Genomic DNA, 23,480 nt, shown 5'->3' on the forward strand with positions numbered 1-23,480 from the left:
TGTCGCTCTTAGCTTATTTCCAGCGTTTCAGTACCAAGGTGGCGTTAGTGCCACCAAAACCGAAGCTGTTGCTCATCACGGTGTCGATCTTGGCGTTTTCGACGGTCTTGGTCAGGATCGGCATGTCGGCAACGGCCGGGTCGATCTCTTCGATGTTGGCCGAACCGGCCATGAAGTTGCCTTCCATCATCAGCAGGCAGTAGATCGCTTCGTGAACGCCAGCGGCGCCCAGGGAGTGGCCGGACAGGCTCTTGGTCGAGCTGATCGCCGGAGCCTTGTCGCCAAATACCGCACGCACGCCTTCCATTTCCTTGGCGTCGCCGACCGGAGTCGAGGTGCCGTGGGTGTTCAGGTAGTCAATTGGGGTATCCACGGTGGACATTGCCATCTGCATGCAGCGGATAGCGCCTTCGCCGCTTGGCGCAACCATGTCGTAGCCATCGGACGTCGCGCCGTAGCCAACGATTTCGGCGTAGATCTTCGCGCCACGGGCCAGGGCGTGCTCCAGCTCCTCGACCACGACCATGCCACCACCGCCGGCAATGACGAAACCGTCACGCTTGGCGTCGTAGGCACGGGATGCTTTTTCCGGGGTTTCGTTGTACTGGGTGGACAGTGCGCCCATGGCGTCGAACAGGAACGACTGGCTCCAGTGCTCTTCTTCACCGCCGCCGGCGAACACGATGTCCTGCTTGCCCAGTTGGATCTGCTCAACGGCAGTACCGATGCAGTGAGCACTGGTGGCACACGCCGAGGAGATCGAGTAGTTCACACCCTTGATCGCGAACGGGGTGGCCAGGCAGGCCGAAACGGTGCTGCCCATGGTCCGTGTTACACGGTACGGGCCAACGCGCTTCACGCCTTTTTCGCGCAGGATGTCCAGCGCTTCCATCTGGTTGAGGGTCGATGCGCCGCCGGAGCCGGCGATCAGGCCGGTGCGTACGTTCGAGACCTGGTCTTCGCTCAGGCCGGAATCGGCGATCGCGTCTTTCATGGCCAGGTAGGCGTAGGCGGCAGCGTGGCCGACGAAGCGATAGATCTTGCGATCGATCAGCTCTTCGAGGGGCAGGTCGATGGAGCCGGAAACCTGGCTACGCAGACCCATTTCGGCATATTCCGGGTTGAAGCGGATGCCAGGGCGACTTGCACGCAGGTTAGCGGTGACGGTCTCTTTGTCATTGCCCAGGCAAGAAACGATGCCCAGACCAGTGATAACGACGCGGCGCATGCGGATAACCCTTAAAAGTTGTCAGTGGAAGTGAATACGCCGACCCGAAGGCCTTCGGCAGTATAGATCTCGCGACCGTCGACAGTCACCGAACCGTCGGCGATGGCCAGGTTCAGCTTGCCCTTGAGGACGCGCTTGATTTGAATGTTGTAGGTGACTTTCTTGGCGGTCGGCAGGACCTGCCCAAAGAACTTCACCTCGCCCGAACCCAGGGCTCGGCCGCGGCCCGGCAGGCCTTGCCAGCCCAGGTAGAAGCCAACCAGTTGCCACATGGCGTCGAGGCCCAGGCAGCCGGGCATCACAGGGTCGCCTTCAAAATGGCAGGCGAAGAACCAGAGGTCCGGGGTGATATCCAGTTCGGCGACCAATTCACCTTTGCCGTACTTGCCACCCTCTTCGCTGATATGGGTGATTCGATCCACCATCAACATGTTCGGGGCGGGCAGTTGCGCGTTACCTGGGCCGAACAGCTCACCGCGACTGCAGCGCAGCAGGTCTTCCCGAGTAAAGGCGTTTTGTTTGGTCATGCGAGCTCCTCAATAATCCCATGCGGCAGGGTAGGGCAAATCCTCCCGAACCGAATGAAGCGTTCATGCCTCATAGCGGCAGCCTACACATAGACTATTGCGTTGTAGTGAAAGTCACAGCGGCAAGGCACTGAATGTACACTTGTTCACTGAAATTTTAAACCGGGCCTGTTTATCGGCCCGTTCGGGTGCCTAAGACTGCCGCACTTTCGTCTTTCACGCCAGTCGCAGTTGCCTGATGGCGGGGCGCTATTGCACCCAGCGCTGCAGGATTTGCTGCAAATCCGTACGTTTGAACGGCTTTGCCAGGTAATCGTTCATTCCGGCTGCCAGGCAGGCCTCGCGGTCGCCCTGCAAGGCGTTGGCCGTCAGGGCGATGATCGGCAGATCGGCGCAGCCGGGCAGTTGGCGAATCTGCCGAGTGGCTTCATAGCCGTCGATTAGGGGCAGGCGGCAATCCATCAAGATAGCGGTGAAAATCAGGCTCTCGGCGCTGCGGATCGCCTCGGCGCCGTCGGTGGCCAGGCTGACTTCGAAACCCAGGCTGCGCAGCATCGCTTCGACCACCGTGCGGTTGACCGGGTTGTCCTCCACCAACAGCACGTGGCGCCCATCGCCGGCGCTGGCTTTGCCAGGGGTATCTGGAGCAATGGCTGGCACATGTTGCTGGTCGATGGCCAACGGTATTTCCAAGGTGAACATCGAGCCCCTGCCTTCTTCGCTCTGGGCTCGCAAGGTGCCGCCCATGCGTTCGGCCAGGGTGCGGGCAATTGGCAGGCCCAGGCCGGTACCGCCATAACGTCTTGAAATAGAACTGTCGGCCTGCTGGAACGCATCGAACATCAGTTCCAGGCGTTCGGCGGAAATGCCGATACCGCTGTCGCGCACGGTGCAGGTGAACCACACCAATTCGTGGTCGAGGGTTTGCCAATGGGGCTCGACGGTCACGCTGCCGTGTTCGGTGAATTTCAACGCATTGCCGATCAGGTTTACCAGAATCTGCCGGATCCGCGTCGGATCGCCCCGCACTCGCAGGGCATCCATGCCCATGGGAATCGGCAGCTCCAGGGTCAGCCCACGTTGCTGGGCACTGTGCTGGAAAGCCTGGGCACAACTGTTGATCAGGTCCGCCAGGTTGAAAGGGATGTGTTCCAGTTCCAGGGCGGCGCGTTCAATGCGCGAGAAGTCGAGGATGTCGTTGATCACCTTGAGCAGGTGCTCGGTGGACTCGCAAGCCAGCGCCGCATACTCGGCCTGTTCCTCGGTCATCTCGGTGGTTTCCAGTAGTTGCAGCATGCCCAGCACGCCGTTCATGGGCGTGCGCAGTTCGTGGCTCATCATCGCCAGAAAATCTGACTTGGCGTTGTTCGCACGCTCGGCTTCTTCACGGGTCTGGATCAACTGGGCCATGGCTTGCTGCTGCTCGCGGCTGGCCTGGTTGAGGCCATCGGCGAGGTTGTTGATATGTCGCGACAGGTCGCCCAATTCAGAGTCATCGACAATCGGTAGCGGGGTCTTGTAGTCGCCTTGCTGGATGGCCTTGACCGCATGGCCCATGGCGCTGATCGGCTGCGACAGGCTTGCCGCCAGGCGTCGCGCCAGCAGGAAGGTAAACAGCAGGGCGAACAGGGCAAGGATCCCTGCCTTGAACAGGATTTCTTGCTGGCGCTGGCTGAACGCATCATTGGACATGCCGACGATCACCCGGCCCAGGTAGTCTGCACGTGGCGCCTTGGGTTCGCTGAGGTTGTCCTGGAAAAAGTCAGTGCCCAACTGGATATGTTGAAGGCGGATCGGCGCCTGGAACACTTTCACCGACAGTGAGCGGTCATGTCTCTCCGACGGCTGCTCGACGTACACCAGGATGTTCTCGGCACTGTCCTGAATCTCCAGGAAGCGCACGTGGGGCGTGGCCAGGGTCGCGCGCAGCAACGTCTCGAGTACATCGTTGTTGCCGGAGATCACCCCATACTCGGTAGCGGGTGCCAGTTGGTTGGCGATCAGTTGGCCGGTGTGGTCCAGTTCCTGGCGCAGATCCTGGATACGCACGAAGGTGAAAAAGCTGATCAGCAGCAGGGTCAGCAACAGCGCGGGGCCCAGGGTGATGAGCTGGGTGCGGGTGTTGATATCCCAACGACGACGCAAGGTCATGGGCGTTTTTCTCCTTCGGCCACGCGGGCGGCGACGGCGGCTTCATCGACTTGTTCGAGGCCCAGTGAGCGCGCAACTTGCGGGTTGCCCACGACTTTGAAGTGTTGCGGGTAAAGCGTGCGTGGCCAATTGCCCGGAGGCTGGTCCAGCAGGCGGTTCAGCACCGCGAGCCAATCAGGTTGGTCGCTATAGGTGCTGGCCAGGCTGCCGGCCCTGACAAACCCGGCATTGGGCCCTACCAGCGGCAATTGTTGGGCGTAGCTGCTCAGCAACAGGTTTTTAACCGTTTTGGGGTTGTACAGTTGCGGGTCGTCGAGGCCGAGCAGCACGTCGCTGTATTTGAACAGGGTTTGCAGCGGTCGGCTGTCGTTGGTGTTGTTCCAGAGTTGGGGCACGATCTCCAGGCCCATGGGTTTGGCTAACTGGATCAGTTCGCGCAGCAGGAATTCACTGTCGGGGCCGTAAAGCACGCCGATGCGTTGGGCCTGGGGCAGGATGTCGGCGATCAGGTGCAACTGGCGTTGCAGCGGTGGGTCGCTCCACAGCAGGCTGATTTTCGCCGGGTGCAGGTTGCCCAGGCGTTGCTGCGCCTGCAGGCGGCTGATGCGCAGCACCAGGGTCGGCGGGCCTTGGGTCTCCTGCAGGCGCCAGTCGAGGCTGGGCAGATCGAGGAGGATCAGGCGGCTGCTGGCGGGCAATTGGCTTGGCGACGGCAAGTCCTTGAACGGCGTGAAGGTGACATGGTCTGCGGGGCGCTCTTGGGCAAGTGCCTGGGTGAAGGCTTGAACGCCGGCACCGTCTTCGGCTGCAGTCAGCAGGATTTCGGCGCTCCATGCAGGAGCCGCCAGCAGCAGGCACGCCAGCAGCAGGCCGCGACACCCGCGCAGTAAAATAAAGAAGAGGGTCATCCGTGACTGATCGCCCATGTCAGAAGTCCAGCTGCGCGCTGAAGTAGAGGACGTGGCGATGGTCGTAGTTGTTGTCGGCCCAGGTGGTGGGCTGGTTATCGAGGCGTTGTTGCAACATGCCGGCCAGCTCCACATTGGTTGTGCCCAGGGCAATACGCTTGGCCACTCGTAGGTCAACCCGTTGGAAGCGATAGCGGTTGAGTGCGTCGTCGCCATAGTAGAACACTGCGCTGGACCAACCCTGGCCCCATTCACGCAGCCAGCCGGCCGATCCGCTGTTGCGAGCGGTTTGCGCCTTGTCCAGCGGGTTGCTGGAGGCGGCGTCGACATAAGCATAGGTCAGGCGCAGGCGGTCGGCGTTGCTCACGCGCCAGTCGAACTGTGACTCGACACCGGTAAAGCGCGAGCTGTTGGCGTTGCTTGCGATGTATTGGTTGTTGCGCAGCGGCGAGCTGATCATCTGAGTGATTTCGTCATAGAACAGCTTCACGTCGACGTTCAGCCCCAGATCGGCAAAGAAACCGTTGTAGCCCAGTTCCCGTGAGCGCATCAATTCTTTGTCCAGGTCGCCAGGACCGCGTGTCACGACGAAATATTGCCCCGAGTTCTTCCCATAGGCCGGGGAGCTGAGATTGGTGACACGGTAGCTCCAATTGACGTTGTTCTCGAACATGTCTGGCGAGCGGATCGCTTCGGAATAAACCGCCCGCAAGCCGTGGCGTGGGTTGATCAGGTAATTGACCGCCACACGCGGTGTCAGCGAGTTGCCGCTCAGGTGGGTGTTTTCGTACATGGCGCCGCCTTGCAGCAGCCAGTGTTCGCTGGCGCGCCATTCCAGGTGCCCGAACAGGCGCCAGGTAGTGTCGTTCAGTGTTCCATTGAAGTAGGTGTCGGAGTCAGCGCGGTCGTAGCGGTAGTTCATGCCGCTGACTAGGCGCAGGCTGTCGGAGAGGCTGAGGGTGTCCTGGACCTCAAGGTCGTAGCGGCTTTCACGGGTGCTTTGGTCGATATCGCCGCAGACGGGGTTCTTGCCACCGTGGTTGTTCCATTGATCCAGCACCTGGTTGGCCAATGCCTGTTCGGCGGCGCTGCCGGGCGGCGGCGATCCTGGGCTGTAGGTGTTCATATGCCGCGCCAACAATTCGGCATAGTTGGGGTTGAGCTGCCAGAGCTGGGTCAGCTCCGGGCTGAACGAGACCTTGGCGTCACAGGCTTTCCAGATCTGACGGCGGTCCCATTGCTGGGCCGAGCCCTGGATATACAGGCTGTGATCAGGGTTGAAGTCGAAGTTCCAGCGCAAAGAGCCAGCGTAGTCCTTGGCGACAACATCGGAATTGCTGCCGCCTTCGGTAATCCCGTCAAACACTGGGGTGTAGGTGTAAGGACGCTGGTTGGTGCCTTCCTTGACGTTCAGTTGCCAATCGAGGCTCTGTTGCGAGTTCAGGGTCTGGCTCACCGCCAGGCTGAAACGGTTGAGACGCTGACCATCACGGCGGTCGGCGCCGACGGCATCACTGTCAAAACCGTCGTCCTGTTGCCCGGACAGGGACAGGCGCAAATCGCCGGTCTCCCAGCCCACGCCCTGGCTGGCATAGAAGTCGTTGATTCCACGTTCGCCGCGAGTGACTTTTACCCGAGAGCCCTGGCTGTTGGCCGGCGAGCGCGTGAGGATATTCACCACCGCCATCAACGCGTTGGCACCGTAGCTGACGGTGTTGGGGCCACGAAATACCTCAATGCGCTCGATATCCTCCATGGCCACCGGAATATCGCTCCAGTCCACTGTGGCCAGGCCGGCGCGGTAGACCGAGCGACCGTCGATCAACACCTGCATGCGCCGTGCATCACTGGCGCTGGTGCCGTGGTAGTTCACCGACGCTTGATTGCCAGTGGTGTAGCCGACCATCATCCCGGGCACCAACCGCAACAATTCCGAAATGTCCCGGGCACCGCTGGCCTTGATCAGTTCGCTGTCGATCACCGTCATGCTGCCAGGCACGGCAGCGGCCGATTGCTTGAGGCGCGTGGCGGTCAAGACCTGCGGCAGCGGCTGGCTGTCGAGAAACAGATCGTCAGCCAGTGCAGGTAGGCTGCACAACAGCATCAACAGCAGAGATGAGCGAGGAGGAGGGCCCAGATACACGGCACGGCCTTGTTAATGACGGATAGCCGCCCATGTTAACCGAGGCGCGGCTATTTGCCAGTCGTCGGACTTGCAATTACTGCGCACAAACGTGGCATTTTCTGACGGGCACTCGATTTGAAGCGGGGGCTGGCCGCAAGCGGGGCGCCCCGTATAATGCCGCCATCGCCACTGGTATGGATTAACGGATTGCATATGACAGAACAGCGCCCTATCGCGGTCCTGGGAGGCGGAAGCTTTGGTACCGCCGTGGCTAACCTGCTGGCCGAGAACGGCCACGCGGTGCGTCAGTGGATGCGCGACCCCGAGCAGGCCGAAGCCATCCGCGTGCATCGGGAAAACCCCCGTTACCTTAAAGGCATCAAGATTCATCCAGCGGTGGAGCCGGTCACCGACCTGCTGGACACCCTCACGGCCTGCGACCTGTGCTTTGTCGCGTTGCCCTCCAGCGCCTTGCGCTCGGTGTTGGCGCCCCATGCCGAACGCCTGGCGGGCAAGCTGCTGGTCAGTCTGACCAAGGGCATCGAGGCACACACTTTCAAGTTGATGAGTGAAATCCTCGTAGAGATCGCCCCGCAGGCGCGCATCGGCGTGCTGTCCGGGCCGAACCTGGCGCGGGAAGTGGCCGAACATGCGTTGACCGCCACCGTGGTCGCCAGCGAAGACGAAGCCTTGTGCGAGCGCGTGCAGGCGGTGTTGCATGGCCGAACTTTCCGGGTGTACGCCAGCGGCGATCGCTTTGGCGTCGAGTTGGGCGGGGCACTGAAGAACGTCTACGCGATCATCGCCGGCATGGCCGTGGCCTTGGGCATGGGCGAAAACACCAAGAGCATGTTGATCACCCGTGCCCTGGCCGAAATGACCCGCTTTGCGGTGAACCAGGGCGCCAACCCGATGACGTTCCTCGGCCTGGCGGGCGTGGGTGATCTGATCGTCACCTGCTCGTCGCCCAAGAGCCGCAACTATCAGGTCGGGTTTGCCCTGGGCCAAGGGCTGAGCCTGGAGGAGGCGGTGACGCGCCTGGGCGAAGTGGCCGAAGGGGTCAACACCCTCAAGGTGTTGAAAGCCAAGGCCCAGGAAGTGGGCGTGTATATGCCGCTGGTCGCCGGGTTGCACGCGATCCTGTTCGAAGGGCGCACCTTGGACCAGGTCATTGAGTTGTTGATGCGGGCCGAGCCCAAGACCGATGTCGACTTTATTTCCACCAGCGGTTTCAACTGAGGAACGCGTCATGAACGATCCGAAAGCAGCCCCCAAATACGAGTCGATTGTCTTGCGCATTGTGTGGATGCTGGTGTTTGCGCTGGTGTGGCAGGTCACGCAATTCCTGCTCGGCGCGCTAGTGGTCGTGCAACTGATCTACCGCCTGATTTACGGCGCTCCGAACCTGGGCCTGATGAATGTTGGCGACAGCCTCAGCCAGTTTCTTGCGCAGATCGGCCGCTTCGGCAGCTTTCATACCGAGCAAAAGCCTTGGCCGTTCGCCGATTGGCCAACCCCGCGTGCACCGGAGGGCGAAGCGGCTCACAGCGTGCCGCCGGCTCCTCACCCGGTACGTGATGAAGAGCCAAAGCTATGAAGGTGTGGATCCTGCGCCACGGTGAGGCCCAAGGGCATGCCCGCACCGACGCCGAACGCAACCTCACCGAGCATGGTCGGGCCGAAGTATTACGCAGTGCAGCGCACCTGATCGGTCAACCTCTCAGCGCCATCATCGCCAGCCCCTATGTGCGGGCGCAGCAGACGGCGCAATTGGTGCGCGACGTGTTGGATTTTCAGCCCGAGATCCGCACGGCGCCGTGGCTGACGCCCGAGAGCAACCCCCTGCAGGTGCTGGAAAAACTCGATACCGACGACAACGTGCTGCTGGTCAGCCACCAACCGCTGGTGGGCAGCCTGATCAGCTTTTTGCAGCACGGGCATCAGCGTCAGCCGCAACCGATGTACACGGCCAGCCTGGCAGAGCTTGAGGGTGACTTTCCGCTGGCAGGCTTGATGAGACTGGTCGATGTGAAGAATCCGTAGGACGAAACTCGTCTTTGTGTGTGCTATACAGTCAACCGAGCAAGTGCTTGGTTGGCTGTATGTCGGACCACAAAGGAGCGCGTCCCATGCCTGTCGCTTTTCGTTTGCCGTTGCAGGTCTTCTTCGAGCGTGAAGCGCGGCACCCGCGCAAAGTCTTCCTGGTGCAACCCGTCGGCAACGGCGAGGTGCAGGCCCTTTCCTGGGGTGACGTCGGCCATCAGGCCCGTTGCGCCGCCCATTGGCTGCGGGCCCGGGAGTTGCCCCAGGGCTCACACATTGCCCTGATCTCAAAAAACTGCGCGCACTGGATCATCGCCGACCTCGCCATCTGGATGGCCGGGCATGTCTCGGTGCCGCTCTATCCCAACCTCACCGCCGACTCCGTTGCTCATGTGCTCACCCATTCCGAAGCGGCGCTGGCGTTGATCGGCAAGCTCGATGACTGGCCGGCGATGGCGCCGGGTATCCCGGCGGGCGTGCCGACCATCAGCCTGCCGCTGTGCCCGGAGGGGGCGTTCGATTTCAGCTGGGCGGACCTGCAAGCCTGCTCACCGATCCAGGACAACCCCGAGCCCGTTGCCTCGGCACTTGCCACCATCGTCTACACCTCCGGCACTACCGGCCTGCCCAAAGGCGTGATGCAAACCTTCGGTGCCTTGGGCTTCGCCGCCACCCGCGGTACTGAGTTGTTCGGCCTGGGGGAGGGCGACCGGCTGCTGTCCTACCTGCCGCTTTGCCATGTGGCCGAACGGATGTTTGTGGAACTGGCGTCGATCTATACCGGGCAAACCGTATTTTTTGCTGAAAGCCTGGAGACCTTCCTGGCTGACTTGCGCAGGGCACGGCCGACGGCCTTGTTTGGCGTGCCCCGTATCTGGACCAAATTCCAGCTGGGCGTCTACGCCAAGATTCCGGAAAAACGCCTCGATACCCTGCTGCGCCTGCCCTTTATCGGCAAGCGCGTCGGCCATAAAGTCCTGGCGGGCCTGGGGCTGGATGCGCTGCGCATTGCCTTGTCCGGCGCGGCCCCGGTGCCCGAGGCCTTGCTGCGTTGGTATCAGCGCCTGGGCCTGGATGTGCTGGAGGTGTATGGCATGACCGAAAGCTGCGGCTATTCCCATGTGTGTAGCCCGGGTGCGCAGAAGCTCGGTTGGATCGGCCTGCCTTGCCCAGGTGTGGAAGTGCGCATCGACCCGTCAGGCGAAGTGCAGGTGCGTAGCGGCGCGACCATGCTGGGCTATTTCAAGGACCCGCAGAAAACCGCTGAGACGCTGACTGAGGACGGCTACCTGCGTACCGGCGACAAGGGCGAACAGGACGCTGACGGCCGTCTGCGCTTGACCGGGCGCCTCAAGGAAATCTTCAAGACCAGCAAAGGCAAATATGTGGCCCCGGCGCCGATTGAAAATCGCCTGGCCGAACATGCGCGCATCGAACAAGTGTGTGTCGTCGGGGAGGGGCTCGGCGCACCCGTAGGGCTGTGTGTGTTGTCGGCGGGGAATGACGACCGTCGAGCGCTCGGCAGCGGCCTCGAGCGCTGGTTGGAACAGGTCAACACTGCTCTGGATAAACATGAGCGCGTGCGCCAGTTGGTGGTGGTGAAAGACAGTTGGGCGGTGGAAAACGGTTTTCTGACCCCGACCTTGAAGATTAAGCGCAGCGTGATCGAGGCGACGTACGGGCCACAATTGCAGGCATGGAGCGAGCGTGCCGAAACCGTTTTGTGGCAGGATTAGGCACGTAATAAAATCAACAAGGACAACCCTATGAGCCTGTGGCGCACCCAACCGAATATCGAACAACTCAATGCCATCCAGAAAAACACCATCGGTGAGTTGCTGGATATTCGCTTCGAAAGCTTCGACGACGAATCCCTCACCGCCAGCATGGTGGTCGATCACCGCACCCATCAGCCCTACGGCCTGTTGCACGGTGGCGCCTCGGTGGTGCTGGCCGAGAGCGTTGGCTCCATGGCGGCCTACCTGTGCATCGATGCCAGCAAGTTCTATTGCGTGGGCCTGGAGGTCAACGCCAACCACTTGCGTGGTGTGCGCAGCGGGCGTGTGACGGCGGTGGCCAAGGCCATTCATATCGGGCGTACGACCCAGGTGTGGGACATCCGCCTGAGCAGCGACGATGGCAAGGCCAGTTGCGTCTCGCGCCTGACCATGGCCGTGGTGCCGCTGGGCGAAAAACCGCCGGCGCGATAGGCGTGGCGTGAGTGTCATCATTCCTGGCAGTTACAGTCATTGCTGTAGGCACCCGGCATGGTGACAATCAATCTCTGTTTTTGTTGATGGAACCTGTATGTCGCAGCACGTGTTTTTTACCCACGCCAATGGCTTCCCGTCGGCCACCTACGGCAAGTTGTTTGCCGCCCTGGCCCCGGAATATACGGTGGCTCATCTGCCGCAGCACGGTCACGACCCCAGGTTCCCCGTGGACGATAACTGGCAGAACCTGGTGGACGAGCTGATCCACCATCTGGAACAGCAACCAGAACCAGTGTGGGGCGTGGGCCATTCCCTCGGAGGCGTGCTGCATTTGCACGCGGCCATGCGTTGCCCGCAACTGTACCGTGGCGTGGTGATGCTGGATTCGCCGGTACTGACCCGCGCAGACCGCTGGGTGATCCGCGCCGCCAAGCGCTTTGGTTTTATCGACCGCCTGACTCCGGCCGGACGCACCCTCGGTCGACGTGAAGAATTCACCGACCAGGATGCCGCGCGCAGCTACTTCGCCGGTAAGACCCTGTTTCGTGGCTTCGACCCCGACTGCTTTGACGCGTACCTGCAACATGGCCTGCAGCAAGTGGGCGATCGCCTGCGCCTGCGTTTCGATCCGGCCACCGAAATCAGCATCTACCGCGGCGTGCCCCACACCAGCCCGGGCCAGGTGCGCCAGTTGAAGGTGCCACTGGCGGTCGTGCGGGGGCGCCAGAGCCGGGTGGTGATGCGCCACCATGCCAGCGGCGTCGACCGCCTGCCCATGGGCGAAATGCTCACCATGCCGGGTGGCCATATGTTTCCCCTCGAACGCCCCCAGGACACCGCCACCTTGATCAAGAACCTGTTCGCCCGCTGGCAAGCCCGTGAGCGCAACTGCGCATGAGCACACCTGTCGAAGAAGTTCGCCTGAGCCTGCCGCACATCGAACTGGCCGCTCATCTGTTCGGACCCGAGGACGGCCTGCCGGTGATTGCCCTGCATGGCTGGTTGGACAACGCCAACAGCTTTGCTCGCCTGGCGCCGAAGCTGAACGGGTTACGCATCGTCGCGCTGGATATGGCTGGGCACGGGCACTCGGCTCATCGTCCTGCAGGGGCCGGTTATGCCTTGTGGGACTACGTCTACGACGTGCTGCAAGTGGCCGAGCAACTGGGCTGGAAACGTTTTGCATTACTTGGTCACTCCTTGGGCGCCATCGTCTCCCTGGTGTTGGCCGGTGCCCTGCCGGAGCGGGTGACGCACCTGGGATTGATCGACGGTGTGATCCCACCCACCGCTAGCGGCGAGAACGCGGCCGAGCGCCTGGGCATGGCCTTGCAGGCGCAATTAAGCCTGCAGGACAAGCGCAAGCCGGTCTACCACACCCTTGATCGGGCGGTTGAAGCGCGAATGAAAGGCGTGGTGGCAGTCAGCCGCGAAGCCGCCGAACTGCTGGCCCAGCGCGGCTTGATGCCGGTACCGGGCGGTTACACCTGGCGCAGCGACAGCCGCCTGACCCTCGCATCGCCAGCGCGCCTGACCGATGAGCAGGCCATGGCTTTCGTGCGTCGTGTGGGTTGCCCTACGCAGTTGGTGGTCGCGGCTGACGGCATGTTGGCGAAACATTCCGAATTGCTTTCTCAGCTACCCTTCAGCGTCACCACGCTGCCAGGCGGCCATCATTTACACCTGAATGATGAGCCCGGCGCCGCTCTTGTTGCAGACTGTTTCAATCGGTTCTTCTCCACGCCTTGACTTGGCGGGGTCAACTGCCGAGGCTGGGCGGATTGAAAGGGAGTCAACCATGAACAAACCCAATACCGCTGTGACCACCATTGGCCAGGGCTCATTGATCCGATGAGCCTGGGTAAAGGATGTATCCGTGCCCTTGGCCTTTGCTGTTTCAGCCCCCTGGTGTTTGCAGCCGATGTTCCAGGCAGCCAGGATTTACCTGCCGTATCCCGCCAGGTTGACGCGCAAATCGTCGATTATCGCCCCGCTGAAGAAAAGGAACGCATCTACCCCATGGGCGCGATCCGCAAGATCAGCGGCCAGTTGCGCTCCGAAGGCCAGGCCACCGCACGCGGCCAGGCCACTGCAATCACCTATGAACTGCCCGCCGAGCACAGCTCCAGCGCCGCCTTCACCGCAACGCGCGAAGCCTTGCAGGCCAAGGGCGCGCAGTTGTTGTTCTGGTGCCAGGCCCGGGACTGCGGCGAAAGCAGCCTGTGGGCCAACGAAGTGTTCGGCAACGCCAAGCTGGTGGGCGCCGACGGCCAGCAGGAATACCTGCTGCTGCGCCTGGCCGCCCCGCAGGACAATTCGTTGGTAGCGCTGTACGGCATCACCCGCGGTAATCGTCGCGCTTATCTGCATGTCGAGCAACTCGACGCCAGCGCGCCTCTGGGCAATCTGCTGCCCACCTCGGCCACCCTGCTGCGTGAACTCAAAAGCACTGGCGAGCTGGACTTTCCCGCGCTGGGCGCCGAGCCTGACGCCACCTGGCTGACCTTGATTTCCCGCGGGCTGAACCTTGACACCACGTTGCGCATCAGCCTGAGCGGACCGAACGCCGAAGCCTGGCGCCAGGGCCTGGTCGATGCAGGAGTGCGTGCCGCGCGCCTGGAAACCGGCACCGGTGATGCTAAGGGTTTGCACCTGCATCTGATACGCTGACCGTTACAGGGCGAACGGACCCGCGCCGTTCGCCTAAGCTCTCTTCCTACAGCCTATTCTCGAGATACCCGATGCTCAATAACGATCGCCTGCTGGTGCAAATCCTGCTGCTGGTGCTGTTCGGTGCCAGCTTCTGGGTCATGGCACCGTTCTGGTCGGCGCTGTTCTGGGGGGCGGTGCTGGCGTTTGCCAGTTGGCCGCTGATGCGTTTGCTCACCCGTTGGCTGGGTGGCCGGGAGTCCCTGGCTGCTGGCATCCTGACCCTGGGCTGGATGCTGCTGGTGGCGGTGCCGCTGGTCTGGCTGGGGTTCAACCTGGCCGACCATGTGCGGGATGCGGTGGCGCTGATCAAGGATATCCAGGTCGACGGCTTGCCCGAGGCGCCGACTTGGTTGGGCTCGATCCCGTTTGTCGGCGAGCGCCTGGTGGCGATGTGGGACAGCATTGATCAACAAGGCGCGGCGCTGATGGTCAGCATCAAGCCGTACCTTGGCCAGGTCGGCAATTGGTTGCTGGCGCGCAGTGCGCAAATTGGCGGTGGCATTCTCGAGCTGACCTTGAGCCTGGTCTTCGTGTTCTTTTTCTATCGCGATGGCCCACGCCTGGCGATGTTTGTACACCGCCTGCTGGAGCGCCTGATCGGCGAGCGTGCCGGCTACTACATCGAACTGGTGGCCGGCACGGTACAACGGGTGGTCAACGGTGTGATCGGCACCGCTGCCGCCCAGGCCCTGTTGGCGCTGATCGGCTTCCTGATCGCCGGCGTGCCGGGCGCGCTGGTGCTGGGCATCGTCACCTTCCTGCTCAGCCTGATCCCCATGGGCCCGCCGCTGGTGTGGATCCCGGCCACGGCCTGGCTGGCGTGGAAGGGCGACTATACCTATGCGGTGTTCCTGGGTGTATGGGGCACGTTCGTGATCAGCGGCGTGGATAACGTACTCAAGCCGTACCTGATCAGCCGTGGCGGCAACCTGCCGCTGGTGATTGTGTTGTTGGGCGTGTTCGGTGGGTTGATAGCGTTCGGTTTTATCGGCCTGTTTATCGGCCCGACCTTGTTGGCGGTGGCTTACAGCCTGTTGACAGACTGGAGCGCGACTCAGGCGCAGGTGCGCCGTGAAGACAAACCGTTGTAACTGACGGATAGCGGTCAATCTGGGAGTGGGCTTAGATAGGTGGCAGCTATCAAGCCCTTGGCAGCCACATGACAGCGGTCAAGCCGCCGCCAGGCGTCTCCTCCAGGCTCAGATGGCCGCCGAGGCGTTCCACCGCTTCCTTGGAAATCGTCATGCCTAGGCCGACGCCCCCGGAATTGCGATTGCGCGATCCCTCCAGGCGGAAGAACGGCTCGAACACCGCTTCGCGTTTATCCGCGGCGATCCCCGGGCCGTGGTCGATTACCCTGATCACCAAGGCCCCGCGACTGTCGGCCAGTTCTATCCGGGCTGTACCGGCGTAGCGCAGAGCGTTGTCGATCAGGTTGTTGAGGCATGAGCGCAGGGCCATCGGCTGCACCTGCAACGGCGCACAGGTGCCGGAAAATTGCACGTCGCAGCCTTGGTCCTGGGCGTTTTCGCTGAGAGATTCGACCAACGCCTGCACGTCGAGCCAGTGTCGTGTCTCGCTGGTACGTTGCTCGTGCAGGTAGCTCAGGGTGGCATCGAGCATGCCGATCATGTCGTCCAGGTCCTGGCGCATCTGGCCTTGCAGCTTGGTGTCCTCGATCTGTTCGAGGCGCAGCTTGAGCCGCGACAGCGGGGTGCGCAGGTCGTGGGAGACCGCACCGAGCATGCGTGCGCGCTGGCTGACTTGCTCGCGGATGCGTTTTTGCATCAGGTTGAAGGTCGACGCTGCTTGCCGTGCTTCACGCGGACCGGACTCCACCAGGGGCGGGCTGTCGAGGTCGACGCTCAAGCGCTCGGCTGCCGCGCTCAGGCGTTGGATCGGTCGACTCAGCAGCTTGGCGCCGTACCAGGCGGCGATGATCAGCGAGATGAATTGAAACGTCAGCGGTACCACCGGGCCGCCGAACCACGGGCGACGATGCTCCTTGTGCAACGGCTTCAGGCTGCCATCGGGCTGCTCGACGAAGGCCGCACGGGGCGGCGGTGGTGGCGGGCCGTAGTGGTGGAACCAAAAGATCGCCAACACGTGGGCCAGCACAATAGCCACCAGCAATAGGCCGAACAGTCGTCCGAACAGCGTATTGAAGGTGGCGCGCATCAACCGATATCCCGGGCGTCGAACAGGTAGCCTTCGCCGCGCACGGTCTTGATCAGTTGCGGTGCCTTGGGGTCATCCCCCAGCTTCTGGCGCAGGCGCGACACCAGCAAATCGATGCTGCGATCAAAGGCTTCAATGGAGCGGCCACGGGCGGCATCCAGCAGTTGTTCGCGGCTCAATACGCGGCGCGGGCGCTCGATAAACACCCACAACAAACGAAACTCGGCGTTGGACAGCGGTACCACCAGGCCATCATCGGCTACCAGTTGGCGCAGCACACTGTTGAGGCGCCAGGTGTCGAAACGGATATTGGCCCGTTGCTCGCTGCGGTCATCGCGCACCCTGCGCAGGATGGTCTGGATACGCGCGACCAGTTCCCGGGGCTCGAAGGGCTTGGACATGTAGTCGTCGGCGCCCAGCTCCAGGCCGATGATGCGATCGGTGGGTTCGCAGCGGGCGGTGAGCATCAGGATTGGAATGTCCGACTCGGCACGCAACCAGCGACACAACGATAACCCGTCCTCACCCGGCAGCATCAGGTCGAGCACCACCACATCGAAGGTTTCGGCTTGCATGGCTTGGCGCATGGCGGTGCCGTCGGTGACGCCCGAGGCGAGAATATTGAAGCGCGCCAGGTAGTCGATCAACAGTTCGCGGATTGGCACGTCGTCGTCGACGATCAGCGCGCGGGTGTTCCAGCGCTTGTCTTCGGCGATCACCGCGCCTTTTGGCTCTTCGTTTACAGGGACGGAAGGGGTCTGCATAGTGCGATCATCTGCCTGGGTTGTTGCTGTCAGCATAGGCGCCCGGTTCCATGGCTGGAAGTGCGGGCGGGCGGTCATGTGCGCGAGGCTAGCCGGGCGGCGTGTTGGGGGCGTGTCGTGTATGTATCGGCTTTGAAACAATTGCCCGAAATGGCGTATCTCGGGCGTTTGATCAGTATTTACCGATCATCGGATCCCGCAACGGCGCTGCTTGCGCTACAATCCGCGCCGATTTCGACTTGCCTGAGAGCCCATTCCAATGTCCGTCTGCCAGACTCCTATCATCGTCGCCCTGGATTACCCCACTCGTGACGCCGCACTGAAGCTGGCTGACCAGTTGGACCCCAAGCTTTGCCGGGTCAAGGTCGGTAAGGAACTGTTCACCAGTTGCGCTGCGGAAATCGTCGGCACCCTGCGGGACAAAGGCTTCGAAGTGTTCCTCGACTTGAAATTCCATGACATTCCCAACACCACGGCGATGGCAGTGAAAGCTGCGGCCGAAATGGGCGTGTGGATGGTCAATGTGCACTGCTCCGGCGGCCTGCGCATGATGAGCGCGTGTCGCGAAGTGCTGGAGCAGCGCAGCGGCCCGAAACCGTTGCTGATCGGCGTGACCGTGCTGACCAGCATGGAGCGCGAAGACCTGGCGGGCATCGGCCTGGATATCGAGCCCCAGGAGCAGGTCCTGCGCCTGGCGGCCCTGGCGCAGAAAGCCGGCCTGGACGGCCTGGTGTGCTCGGCCCTGGAAGCCCAGGCCCTGAAGAGCGCCCACCCATCGTTGCAACTGGTGACCCCGGGTATTCGCCCCGCGGGCAGCGCCCAGGATGACCAGCGCCGTATCCTGACGCCGCGCCAGGCCCTGGATGCGGGCTCCGACTATCTGGTGATTGGCCGTCCGATCAGCCAGGCGGCGGATCCTGCCAAGGCACTGGCAGCAGTGGTTGCTGAAATCGCCTGATACCTGTGGGAGGGGGGCTTGCCCCCCGATGGCGGACTGACAGCCGAGCAGGTTGTTGGTTTTCAGACCGAGTACATATCCATTGCTGCGGTAACGGCGGCTATTGGTTCCGCTCTTACAGCGGGTCACTTTTGAAAAGAGTCCAAAAGTAACCAAAAGGCTCTTGCCCCACCACTCGGCACCTCGCCTAGGCTCGGTGTGCCCGTAATCCGACATGGATTTGGGGGGCCGCCGCCACGCGCCATCCATGGCGCGGGGCGGCTAAACCGGCATCCCTGCCGGTTTACCCCCCAAATCAATATCGAATTCCGGCCAGCGTGGTTTAACGGGGCGCCTGAGATCAAAATCAAAAACACAGCGAGGCGGCCTTAGAGCCGACCGATTCAGGTTGGCGATACTCGGTGCAAATGTGGGAGGGGGCTTGCTCCCGATGAAGGAGTGTCAGTAAACACATCTGTGACTGACCCACCGCCATCGGGGGCAAGCCCCCTCCCACAGTTTGATCCCCACACATCAGGCAAATATTCACCTGCTTTTGCTCTGCTTTTGACTTGGCTTTTGATCTCAGGCGCCCTGTTAAACCAAGCCTGCGTTCGGGCACACCGAGCCTAGGCGAGGTGCCGAGTGGTGGGGCGAGGACCTTTTGCTTACTTTTGGCTGGGCCGGCATTCCGGTCCTTCTAAAAGTGAGCCGCTGTAAGAGCGGAACCCTAAGTGGCCGTTACCTAAATAACGGATATGTACTCGGTCACTCCCCCCAACATCCTGGTTAGCTGAACCCCTCTTACTAAACAGTTTGCTGCGCGACAGCGTCACATCGAAGCTGTGTCAGCTGACTTTTAAAACCAACTTCCCAAAGTTCTCACCGTTGAACAGCTTCATCAGCGTTTCCGGGAACGTCTCCAGCCCGTCGACAATATCTTCCTTGCTCTTGAGCTTGCCCTGGGCCATCCAGCCGGCCATTTCCTGCCCTGCTGCCGGGAAGTTCGCGGCGTGGTCCATCACCACAAACCCCTCCATCCGCGCGCGATTGACCAGTAATGACAAATAGTTGGCCGGGCCTTTGACGGCTTCCTTGTTGTTGTACTGGCTGATGGCGCCGCAAATGACCACGCGGGCTTTCAGCGCCAGGCGGCTGAGCACGGCGTCGAGAATGTCGCCGCCGACGTTATCGAAATACACGTCCACGCCTTTGGGGCAATCGCGCTTGAGGGCGGCAGGCACGTCTTCGTTTTTATAGTCGATGGCCGCGTCGAAGCCCAGTTCACCCACCAGGAACTTGCATTTGTCGGCGCCTCCGGCAATGCCCACCACGCGACAGCCTTTGATCTTGGCGATCTGCCCGGCGATGCTGCCCACGGCGCCCGCAGCACCGGAGATCACCACGGTGTCGCCGGCTTTCGGCGTACCGGTATCCAGCAAAGCGAAGTAAGCCGTCATGCCGGTCATGCCCAGGGCGGACAGGTAGCGGGGCAGGGGCGCAAGCTTGGGGTCAACCTTGTAGAAACCACGGGGCTCGCCCAGGAAATAATCCTGCACGCCAAGGGCGCCATTCACGTAATCACCCACCGCGAATGTCGGGTTGTTCGAGGCGATCACTTTACCTACGCCCAGGGCGCGCATGACTTCGCCGATGCCTACCGGCGGGATGTAGGACTTGCCCTCATTCATCCAGCCACGCATGGCCGGGTCGAGTGACAAGTATTCGTTGCGCACCAGCACCTGGCCGTCAGCTGGCGTGCCCACCGGCACTTCCTGGTAGGTGAACGTCTCCCGCGTGGCCGCGCCGACCGGGCGTTTGGCGAGCAGGAATTGGCGGTTGGTCTGGGCGGTCATGGCAGGGACTCTGTAGAAATGAATCATGAGTGATAGACCTTCAATGGCAGCAGGGCAAGGTAGTCCGAGGGAGGCGAATGCCCGTCAATAGGCATCGCTGATGATCACCCAGGTGGAGTTATCACTGCGATTCATGCAGTGCCAACCGGCCCTCTGATAGTGCTGACGCGTCTTTCCCTGGGTTGGCTAGACTCGCCCCCACTGCAACTACTCCCATAGGACACTTCCCATGAGCATGACGTTTTCCGGCCAGGTTGCCTTGGTGACCGGCGCCGCCGCTGGCATTGGCCGCGCCACCGCGCTGGCGTTCGCTGCCGAAGGCTTGCAGGTGGTGGTCGCCGACCTCGATGTGGCGGGTGGCGAGGGCACTGTCGCACTGATCCGCCAGGCTGGCGGCGAAGCGTTGTTTGTGCGTTGCAATGTCACGCTCGAAACGGACGTGCAGCAATTGATGGCGCAGACGGTTGCCACCTATGGACGCCTGGACTACGCCTTCAACAACGCCGGGATCGAGATCGAGAAGGGCAAGCTGGCCGATGGCAGCGTGGACGAGTTCGACGCCATCATGGGGGTTAACGTCAAGGGCGTGTGGTTGTGCATGAAGTGCCAGTTGCCGTTGCTGTTGGCCCAGGGCCGTGGAGCCATTGTCAATACGGCGTCGGTGGCCGGGTTGGGGGCAGCGCCGAAGATGAGCATCTATGCCGCGTCCAAGCATGCGGTGATCGGCCTGACCAAGTCGGCGGCCATCGAGTACGCAAAAAAGAACATCCGCGTGAATGCGGTATGCCCGGCAGTCATTGATACCGACATGTTTCGCCGCGCCTACGAGGCCGACCCGCGCAAGGCCGAATTTGCTGCGGCCATGCACCCGGTCGGGCGCATTGGCAAGGTCGAGGAAATTGCCAGCGCCGTGCTGTACCTGTGCAGTGATGGCGCGGCCTTTACCACCGGCCAGGCCTTGGCGGTGGACGGTGGTGCAACAGCCATCTAGGACTGCGCGCCGTGCCCCGTTCGAAAGGGCCCGGGGCGGTGTGGGGCGTTTCCATAGCTGGCAGACTGCCTCGGCCGAATATGTATCAGTAGGTAAATAACTCAATAAAATCAATACTTTAATAAATATCGGCGGCAAATTTTGCCGAGCTTCTGTGCTTAACTGTTTTGGGTTAACAGACAGTTGAAGTGAGTGGCTCATGGATTTAGGGATCGATCGACAAGCCCCGGTACCGGTGGTTCAGCAGATCGTCAGCGCGGTGGCGGAATGGATTCGCAAGAATGAGGTGAGCCCCGGGACACGCTTGCCGTCCATACGGCAATTGGCCCTCGACAACCTGCTCAGCCAGTCCAGCGTGATCGAGGCATTCGAACGGTTGGTGGCCCAGGGGCTGCTGGCTTCCAAGCACGGCTCGGGGTTCATGGTGGCGCAACCAGCCACTGGCCACGAACAGCACTGGTATGAAGGTGCGGAACAGGGATGGGGCGCTTTCACCGATAGTCCGCTGGGCGAGCTGAAACTGGGGTGTGGCTGGTTACCGGACGCCTGGCGCGAGAGCGATGACATCAGTTACGCGATCCGCGAAACCAGCCGCACCGATACCGGCGGCCTGTTCAACTACAGCACGCCCCTGGGGCTGCCGGCGTTGCGCGCGCAACTGCTCAGGCGCCTGACCCGGATTCATGTGGCTACCAGCCTGGATCGTATCCTCACTACCCATGGCGCCAGCCATGCCCAGGACCTGCTGATACGCACATTGCTCAAGGCCGGTGATGAGGTGGTGGTCGAGACGCCGGGTTACGGCAACCTCTATCGTCAATTGGCCTTTCAGGGCGTCACGCTGCTGGAGGTGCCACGCACCCGAGGAGGCCCGGATATCCCCGCATTGGAACTGCTGCTGCAAACCCACCGCCCCAAGTGCCTGTTCATCAACAGCCTGTATCACAACCCCACCGGCACCAGCCTGTGTCGTACCGTGGCGGAACGTTTGTTGGAGCTGGCGCGCGACCGAGACTTCCTGATCATCGAAGAAGATGTCTACGGCGACCTGCAACATGCCAGTTGCACACGCTTGGCAGCACTGGCCCATGATGACCGGGTGATCTATGTTTCGAGTTTTTCCAAGACCCTGAGCAGTGCCCTGCGCGTGGGTTACCTCTGCGCCAGTGCGGCGATCATTGCGCAAGTGGCCCATCTCAAGACCCTGACAGGGATCGGTACCTCGCGTTTTGCCGAAGCCATGGTGGCCACCTTGTTGAGCAACGGTACTTATCGTAAGTGGGTACAGCGCCTGCGCAAGCGCCTGAGTACGCAGATGGCCGCAACTTTGCAGGTATTGGAGGATGAAGACTGGCAGGTATTTGCCGTACCCGCTGGCGGCATGTTCCTGTGGGTGCGACCTGGCCTGGCAGACCCTTCGCGGCTGCAGGCATGTGCTCGACGGCTAGGCGTCCTGCTGTCGCCCGGGGCGTTGTTCAGCCCCAACGGTGAGTACAGCGAGTGGCTGCGTATCAATGTGTCCTATGCGGCTGATCAGCGGGCATTGGCGTTGTTCCGTGCCATGGGACCTGCCAGATCGACCTCAACCATTCTGAAAACGACGCCAATGTAGCTTTTTGCCATTATTCCGGCGCCAGCGGCTTGTGCTCAATGCCTTGGGGTTGCCAATCTCGGTGCTTGTAAACCTGGCTCATGGCATATGCCATTGCAAGAGGATTCAAGTGCAATGATTTCGGGCGTGCAACGACGTTTCGCCAACCTCGGTATGGCAAAAAAACTGGGCTTGGGTTTTACCCTGGTGCTTGTGCTGACTGCGCTGGTGGCGGCAATAGGTGTGTGGTCCCTGCAAACCGTCGGCCAGCGGTTTGAAGGCCTCAAGCAGATGTCTTCGCTCAACAGCGGCTTGCTCGAGGTCCGCTTGATCGAACAGGATTACGCACTGCACGCCGACCCCAAGGCCGTTGACGCCCTGCATGCCAGTGTCGACGCGTTGGTGGCCCAGGCCACCCGCCTCAAGGCACGGTCTGCCGCCAACGAGCGGGTGATGAGCGATGTCGAGCAGGCCTTGGTTGCTTATCGCAAGGCGTTCGATGAGTTCGTCGAATTGACCCAGGCCAAGGACCTGGCGCTGGAAATGGCCAGTTGGTCGGTGTCCAGCGTGGCGAATAACCTGGATGTGTTGCAAGCCGGCCTGGCGGATGACGGCACCTATGGCCTCAAGGAAAGCCAAGGCAAGGAAGGCGCGGAGTTTATCGAGCAGGCGGGGCAGGTCAGCCAGGTGTCGCGCTTGATGCTGCAAGCCATGAACGAGGCACGCGTGCGCCTGGACCAGAGCCGCAAGGCAGACGCAGACGGCGCTGAGCAGGGCAAGATCGAGCAAGCCGACCAGGCGCTGGCTGAAGTCGAGAAGCTCAAGGTTATTGTCAAAGACCCCGGCTACCAGACCGTCCTCAACGAAGTGTCCGGGCATATCGCTTCGTTCAGTGAAAAGCTCGGCGAGTACACCGGGCTGCTGGCCCAGGAAAAAGTCGTCTACACGCAACTGCATGACCGGGCCGAACAAGTGGTCAGCCAGGTCAACCAGGCGTACGCCGCCGAAGACCGTTCCATGCAGGCGCAGTTGCACCAAAGTGCGATGCTGATCATCGGTTCATCCGCCCTGGCTTTACTGGTGGGTTTGATCGCTGCGTGGGTGATCACCCGGTTGATCGTTGCCCCGTTGCGCAGTGTGATCGCCGTAGCCCGGCAAATTGCTGCGGGGGATTTGAGCGGGCGCATGGAGGTCAGCCGTCGTGATGAAATCGGCCAATTGATGCAAGCGATGCAGCAGATGGGCAGTGGTTTGAG

20 protein-coding genes and 1 pseudogene are annotated in these 23,480 nt (G+C 61.5%); 13 read left to right on the forward strand and 8 right to left on the reverse strand.

Going from position 1 to position 23,480, the window contains the following annotated elements; genetic code table 11:
* Positions 1-13 precede the first annotated feature (13 nt).
* The 5 genes from fabB to FRT59_RS05795 form a co-directional block, all read right to left on the reverse strand.
* Entirely contained in the window at positions 14-1,228 is a 1,215-nt protein-coding gene (gene fabB, locus FRT59_RS05775; RefSeq protein ID WP_153870616.1) for a beta-ketoacyl-ACP synthase I, read from the reverse strand.
* Positions 1,229-1,239: 11 nt separating this feature from the next.
* Positions 1,240-1,755 (reverse strand): 3-hydroxyacyl-[acyl-carrier-protein] dehydratase FabA, encoded by a 516-nt coding sequence (gene fabA, locus FRT59_RS05780; protein WP_003210552.1) that lies wholly within the window; start codon positions 1,753-1,755, stop codon positions 1,240-1,242.
* Between the two features lie 249 nt (positions 1,756-2,004).
* Entirely contained in the window at positions 2,005-3,906 is a 1,902-nt protein-coding gene (locus tag FRT59_RS05785; RefSeq protein WP_034118935.1) for an ATP-binding protein, read from the reverse strand.
* The gene (locus tag FRT59_RS05790) at positions 3,903-4,832 is read right to left on the reverse strand and encodes an ABC transporter substrate binding protein (RefSeq protein ID WP_153870617.1); all 930 of its coding nucleotides are present in this window, start codon (positions 4,830-4,832) and stop codon (positions 3,903-3,905) included. The genes FRT59_RS05785 and FRT59_RS05790 overlap by 4 nt, the downstream gene beginning before the upstream one ends.
* A gap of 1 nt (position 4,833) precedes the next feature.
* Positions 4,834-6,957 (reverse strand): TonB-dependent receptor plug domain-containing protein, encoded by a 2,124-nt coding sequence (locus tag FRT59_RS05795; protein WP_325168005.1) that lies wholly within the window; start codon positions 6,955-6,957, stop codon positions 4,834-4,836.
* Positions 6,958-7,152: 195 nt separating this feature from the next.
* Here FRT59_RS05795 and FRT59_RS05800 point away from each other — a divergent pair, with 195 nt between their 5' ends.
* The 9 genes from FRT59_RS05800 to FRT59_RS05840 all read left to right on the forward strand — a co-directional run bounded on the left by FRT59_RS05800 (position 7,153) and on the right by FRT59_RS05840 (position 14,998).
* The gene (locus FRT59_RS05800; protein WP_153870618.1) at positions 7,153-8,178 is read left to right on the forward strand and encodes an NAD(P)H-dependent glycerol-3-phosphate dehydrogenase; all 1,026 of its coding nucleotides are present in this window, start codon (positions 7,153-7,155) and stop codon (positions 8,176-8,178) included.
* A 10-nt stretch (positions 8,179-8,188) separates the two neighbouring features.
* The gene (locus tag FRT59_RS05805) at positions 8,189-8,536 is read left to right on the forward strand and encodes a DUF4389 domain-containing protein (RefSeq protein WP_153870619.1); all 348 of its coding nucleotides are present in this window, start codon (positions 8,189-8,191) and stop codon (positions 8,534-8,536) included.
* Positions 8,533-8,982: a phosphohistidine phosphatase SixA gene (sixA, locus tag FRT59_RS05810; RefSeq protein ID WP_034118940.1), complete on the forward strand. Its 450-nt coding sequence runs from the start codon at positions 8,533-8,535 to the stop codon at positions 8,980-8,982. The genes FRT59_RS05805 and sixA overlap by 4 nt, the downstream gene beginning before the upstream one ends.
* Positions 8,983-9,068: 86 nt before the next feature.
* Complete coding sequence (locus tag FRT59_RS05815; RefSeq protein WP_153870620.1) at positions 9,069-10,718, forward strand: AMP-binding protein; 1,650 nt, start codon at positions 9,069-9,071, stop codon at positions 10,716-10,718.
* A 30-nt stretch (positions 10,719-10,748) separates the two neighbouring features.
* The gene (locus tag FRT59_RS05820; protein ID WP_034118942.1) at positions 10,749-11,192 is read left to right on the forward strand and encodes a hotdog fold thioesterase; all 444 of its coding nucleotides are present in this window, start codon (positions 10,749-10,751) and stop codon (positions 11,190-11,192) included.
* A 97-nt stretch (positions 11,193-11,289) separates the two neighbouring features.
* On the forward strand, positions 11,290-12,093 hold the full coding sequence (locus FRT59_RS05825) for an alpha/beta fold hydrolase (RefSeq protein WP_153870621.1): 804 nt from the start codon (positions 11,290-11,292) through the stop codon (positions 12,091-12,093).
* Positions 12,090-12,944, forward strand: coding sequence for an alpha/beta hydrolase (locus FRT59_RS05830; RefSeq protein WP_153870622.1), 855 nt, complete (start codon positions 12,090-12,092; stop codon positions 12,942-12,944). Before FRT59_RS05825 ends, FRT59_RS05830 begins: the two co-directional genes overlap by 4 nt.
* Positions 12,945-13,046: 102 nt before the next feature.
* Positions 13,047-13,865: a DUF4892 domain-containing protein gene (locus tag FRT59_RS05835; protein ID WP_034118945.1), complete on the forward strand. Its 819-nt coding sequence runs from the start codon at positions 13,047-13,049 to the stop codon at positions 13,863-13,865.
* 71 nt (positions 13,866-13,936) lie between these two features.
* Positions 13,937-14,998: an AI-2E family transporter gene (locus FRT59_RS05840; RefSeq protein ID WP_034118946.1), complete on the forward strand. Its 1,062-nt coding sequence runs from the start codon at positions 13,937-13,939 to the stop codon at positions 14,996-14,998.
* A 49-nt stretch (positions 14,999-15,047) separates the two neighbouring features.
* On the opposite strand, the gene FRT59_RS05845 is transcribed toward FRT59_RS05840, so the two are convergent.
* Together FRT59_RS05845 and FRT59_RS05850 are read right to left on the reverse strand one after the other, a co-directional pair.
* Entirely contained in the window at positions 15,048-16,085 is a 1,038-nt protein-coding gene (locus FRT59_RS05845) for a sensor histidine kinase (RefSeq protein ID WP_153837829.1), read from the reverse strand.
* Entirely contained in the window at positions 16,085-16,849 is a 765-nt protein-coding gene (locus tag FRT59_RS05850; RefSeq protein WP_034118958.1) for a response regulator, read from the reverse strand. The genes FRT59_RS05845 and FRT59_RS05850 overlap by 1 nt, the downstream gene beginning before the upstream one ends.
* A 259-nt stretch (positions 16,850-17,108) precedes the next feature.
* Between FRT59_RS05850 and pyrF the strand changes: the two genes are divergently transcribed.
* Entirely contained in the window at positions 17,109-17,807 is a 699-nt protein-coding gene (gene pyrF / locus FRT59_RS05855) for an orotidine-5'-phosphate decarboxylase (RefSeq protein ID WP_034118948.1), read from the forward strand.
* An 827-nt stretch (positions 17,808-18,634) separates the two neighbouring features.
* On the opposite strand, the gene FRT59_RS05860 is transcribed toward pyrF, so the two are convergent.
* Positions 18,635-19,642 carry an NADP-dependent oxidoreductase gene (locus FRT59_RS05860; protein WP_153870623.1) on the reverse strand — a complete coding sequence of 336 codons (1,008 nt, stop codon included), beginning with the start codon at positions 19,640-19,642 and terminating at the stop codon, positions 18,635-18,637.
* Between the two features lie 229 nt (positions 19,643-19,871).
* Here FRT59_RS05860 and FRT59_RS05865 point away from each other — a divergent pair, with 229 nt between their 5' ends.
* The 3 genes and pseudogenes from FRT59_RS05865 to FRT59_RS27490 form a co-directional block, all read left to right on the forward strand.
* Entirely contained in the window at positions 19,872-20,633 is a 762-nt protein-coding gene (locus FRT59_RS05865) for an SDR family oxidoreductase (protein ID WP_153870624.1), read from the forward strand.
* A gap of 199 nt (positions 20,634-20,832) precedes the next feature.
* Positions 20,833-22,245: an aminotransferase-like domain-containing protein gene (locus FRT59_RS05870; protein WP_153870625.1), complete on the forward strand. Its 1,413-nt coding sequence runs from the start codon at positions 20,833-20,835 to the stop codon at positions 22,243-22,245.
* Between the two features lie 1,023 nt (positions 22,246-23,268).
* Positions 23,269-23,466, forward strand: a pseudogene (locus tag FRT59_RS27490) (HAMP domain-containing protein); the annotation flags it as partial.
* Positions 23,467-23,480: the final 14 nt, after the last annotated feature.

The sequence above is a fragment of the Pseudomonas haemolytica genome (assembly GCF_009659625.1).
In the GTDB taxonomy this organism is placed as follows: domain Bacteria; phylum Pseudomonadota; class Gammaproteobacteria; order Pseudomonadales; family Pseudomonadaceae; genus Aquipseudomonas; species Aquipseudomonas haemolytica.

What these genes read in the sequence shown, in the direction of transcription:
- FRT59_RS05785 (WP_034118935.1), bottom strand. Translation starts at nt 3,906, where the DNA reads ATGACCTTGCGTCGTCGTTGGGATATCAACACCCGCACCCAGCTCATC.
- FRT59_RS05870 (WP_153870625.1), top strand. Translation starts at nt 20,833, where the DNA reads ATGGATTTAGGGATCGATCGACAAGCCCCGGTACCGGTGGTTCAGCAG.
- fabA (WP_003210552.1), bottom strand. Translation starts at nt 1,755, where the DNA reads ATGACCAAACAAAACGCCTTTACTCGGGAAGACCTGCTGCGCTGCAGT.
- sixA (WP_034118940.1), top strand. Translation starts at nt 8,533, where the DNA reads ATGAAGGTGTGGATCCTGCGCCACGGTGAGGCCCAAGGGCATGCCCGC.
- FRT59_RS05790 (WP_153870617.1), bottom strand. Translation starts at nt 4,832, where the DNA reads ATGGGCGATCAGTCACGGATGACCCTCTTCTTTATTTTACTGCGCGGG.
- FRT59_RS05840 (WP_034118946.1), top strand. Translation starts at nt 13,937, where the DNA reads ATGCTCAATAACGATCGCCTGCTGGTGCAAATCCTGCTGCTGGTGCTG.
- FRT59_RS05815 (WP_153870620.1), top strand. Translation starts at nt 9,069, where the DNA reads ATGCCTGTCGCTTTTCGTTTGCCGTTGCAGGTCTTCTTCGAGCGTGAA.
- FRT59_RS05860 (WP_153870623.1), bottom strand. Translation starts at nt 19,642, where the DNA reads ATGACCGCCCAGACCAACCGCCAATTCCTGCTCGCCAAACGCCCGGTC.
- FRT59_RS05835 (WP_034118945.1), top strand. Translation starts at nt 13,047, where the DNA reads ATGAGCCTGGGTAAAGGATGTATCCGTGCCCTTGGCCTTTGCTGTTTC.
- FRT59_RS05850 (WP_034118958.1), bottom strand. Translation starts at nt 16,849, where the DNA reads ATGCAGACCCCTTCCGTCCCTGTAAACGAAGAGCCAAAAGGCGCGGTG.
- FRT59_RS05865 (WP_153870624.1), top strand. Translation starts at nt 19,872, where the DNA reads ATGAGCATGACGTTTTCCGGCCAGGTTGCCTTGGTGACCGGCGCCGCC.
- FRT59_RS05805 (WP_153870619.1), top strand. Translation starts at nt 8,189, where the DNA reads ATGAACGATCCGAAAGCAGCCCCCAAATACGAGTCGATTGTCTTGCGC.
- FRT59_RS05845 (WP_153837829.1), bottom strand. Translation starts at nt 16,085, where the DNA reads ATGCGCGCCACCTTCAATACGCTGTTCGGACGACTGTTCGGCCTATTG.
- FRT59_RS05820 (WP_034118942.1), top strand. Translation starts at nt 10,749, where the DNA reads ATGAGCCTGTGGCGCACCCAACCGAATATCGAACAACTCAATGCCATC.
- FRT59_RS05830 (WP_153870622.1), top strand. Translation starts at nt 12,090, where the DNA reads ATGAGCACACCTGTCGAAGAAGTTCGCCTGAGCCTGCCGCACATCGAA.
- pyrF (WP_034118948.1), top strand. Translation starts at nt 17,109, where the DNA reads ATGTCCGTCTGCCAGACTCCTATCATCGTCGCCCTGGATTACCCCACT.
- FRT59_RS05825 (WP_153870621.1), top strand. Translation starts at nt 11,290, where the DNA reads ATGTCGCAGCACGTGTTTTTTACCCACGCCAATGGCTTCCCGTCGGCC.
- fabB (WP_153870616.1), bottom strand. Translation starts at nt 1,228, where the DNA reads ATGCGCCGCGTCGTTATCACTGGTCTGGGCATCGTTTCTTGCCTGGGC.
- FRT59_RS05800 (WP_153870618.1), top strand. Translation starts at nt 7,153, where the DNA reads ATGACAGAACAGCGCCCTATCGCGGTCCTGGGAGGCGGAAGCTTTGGT.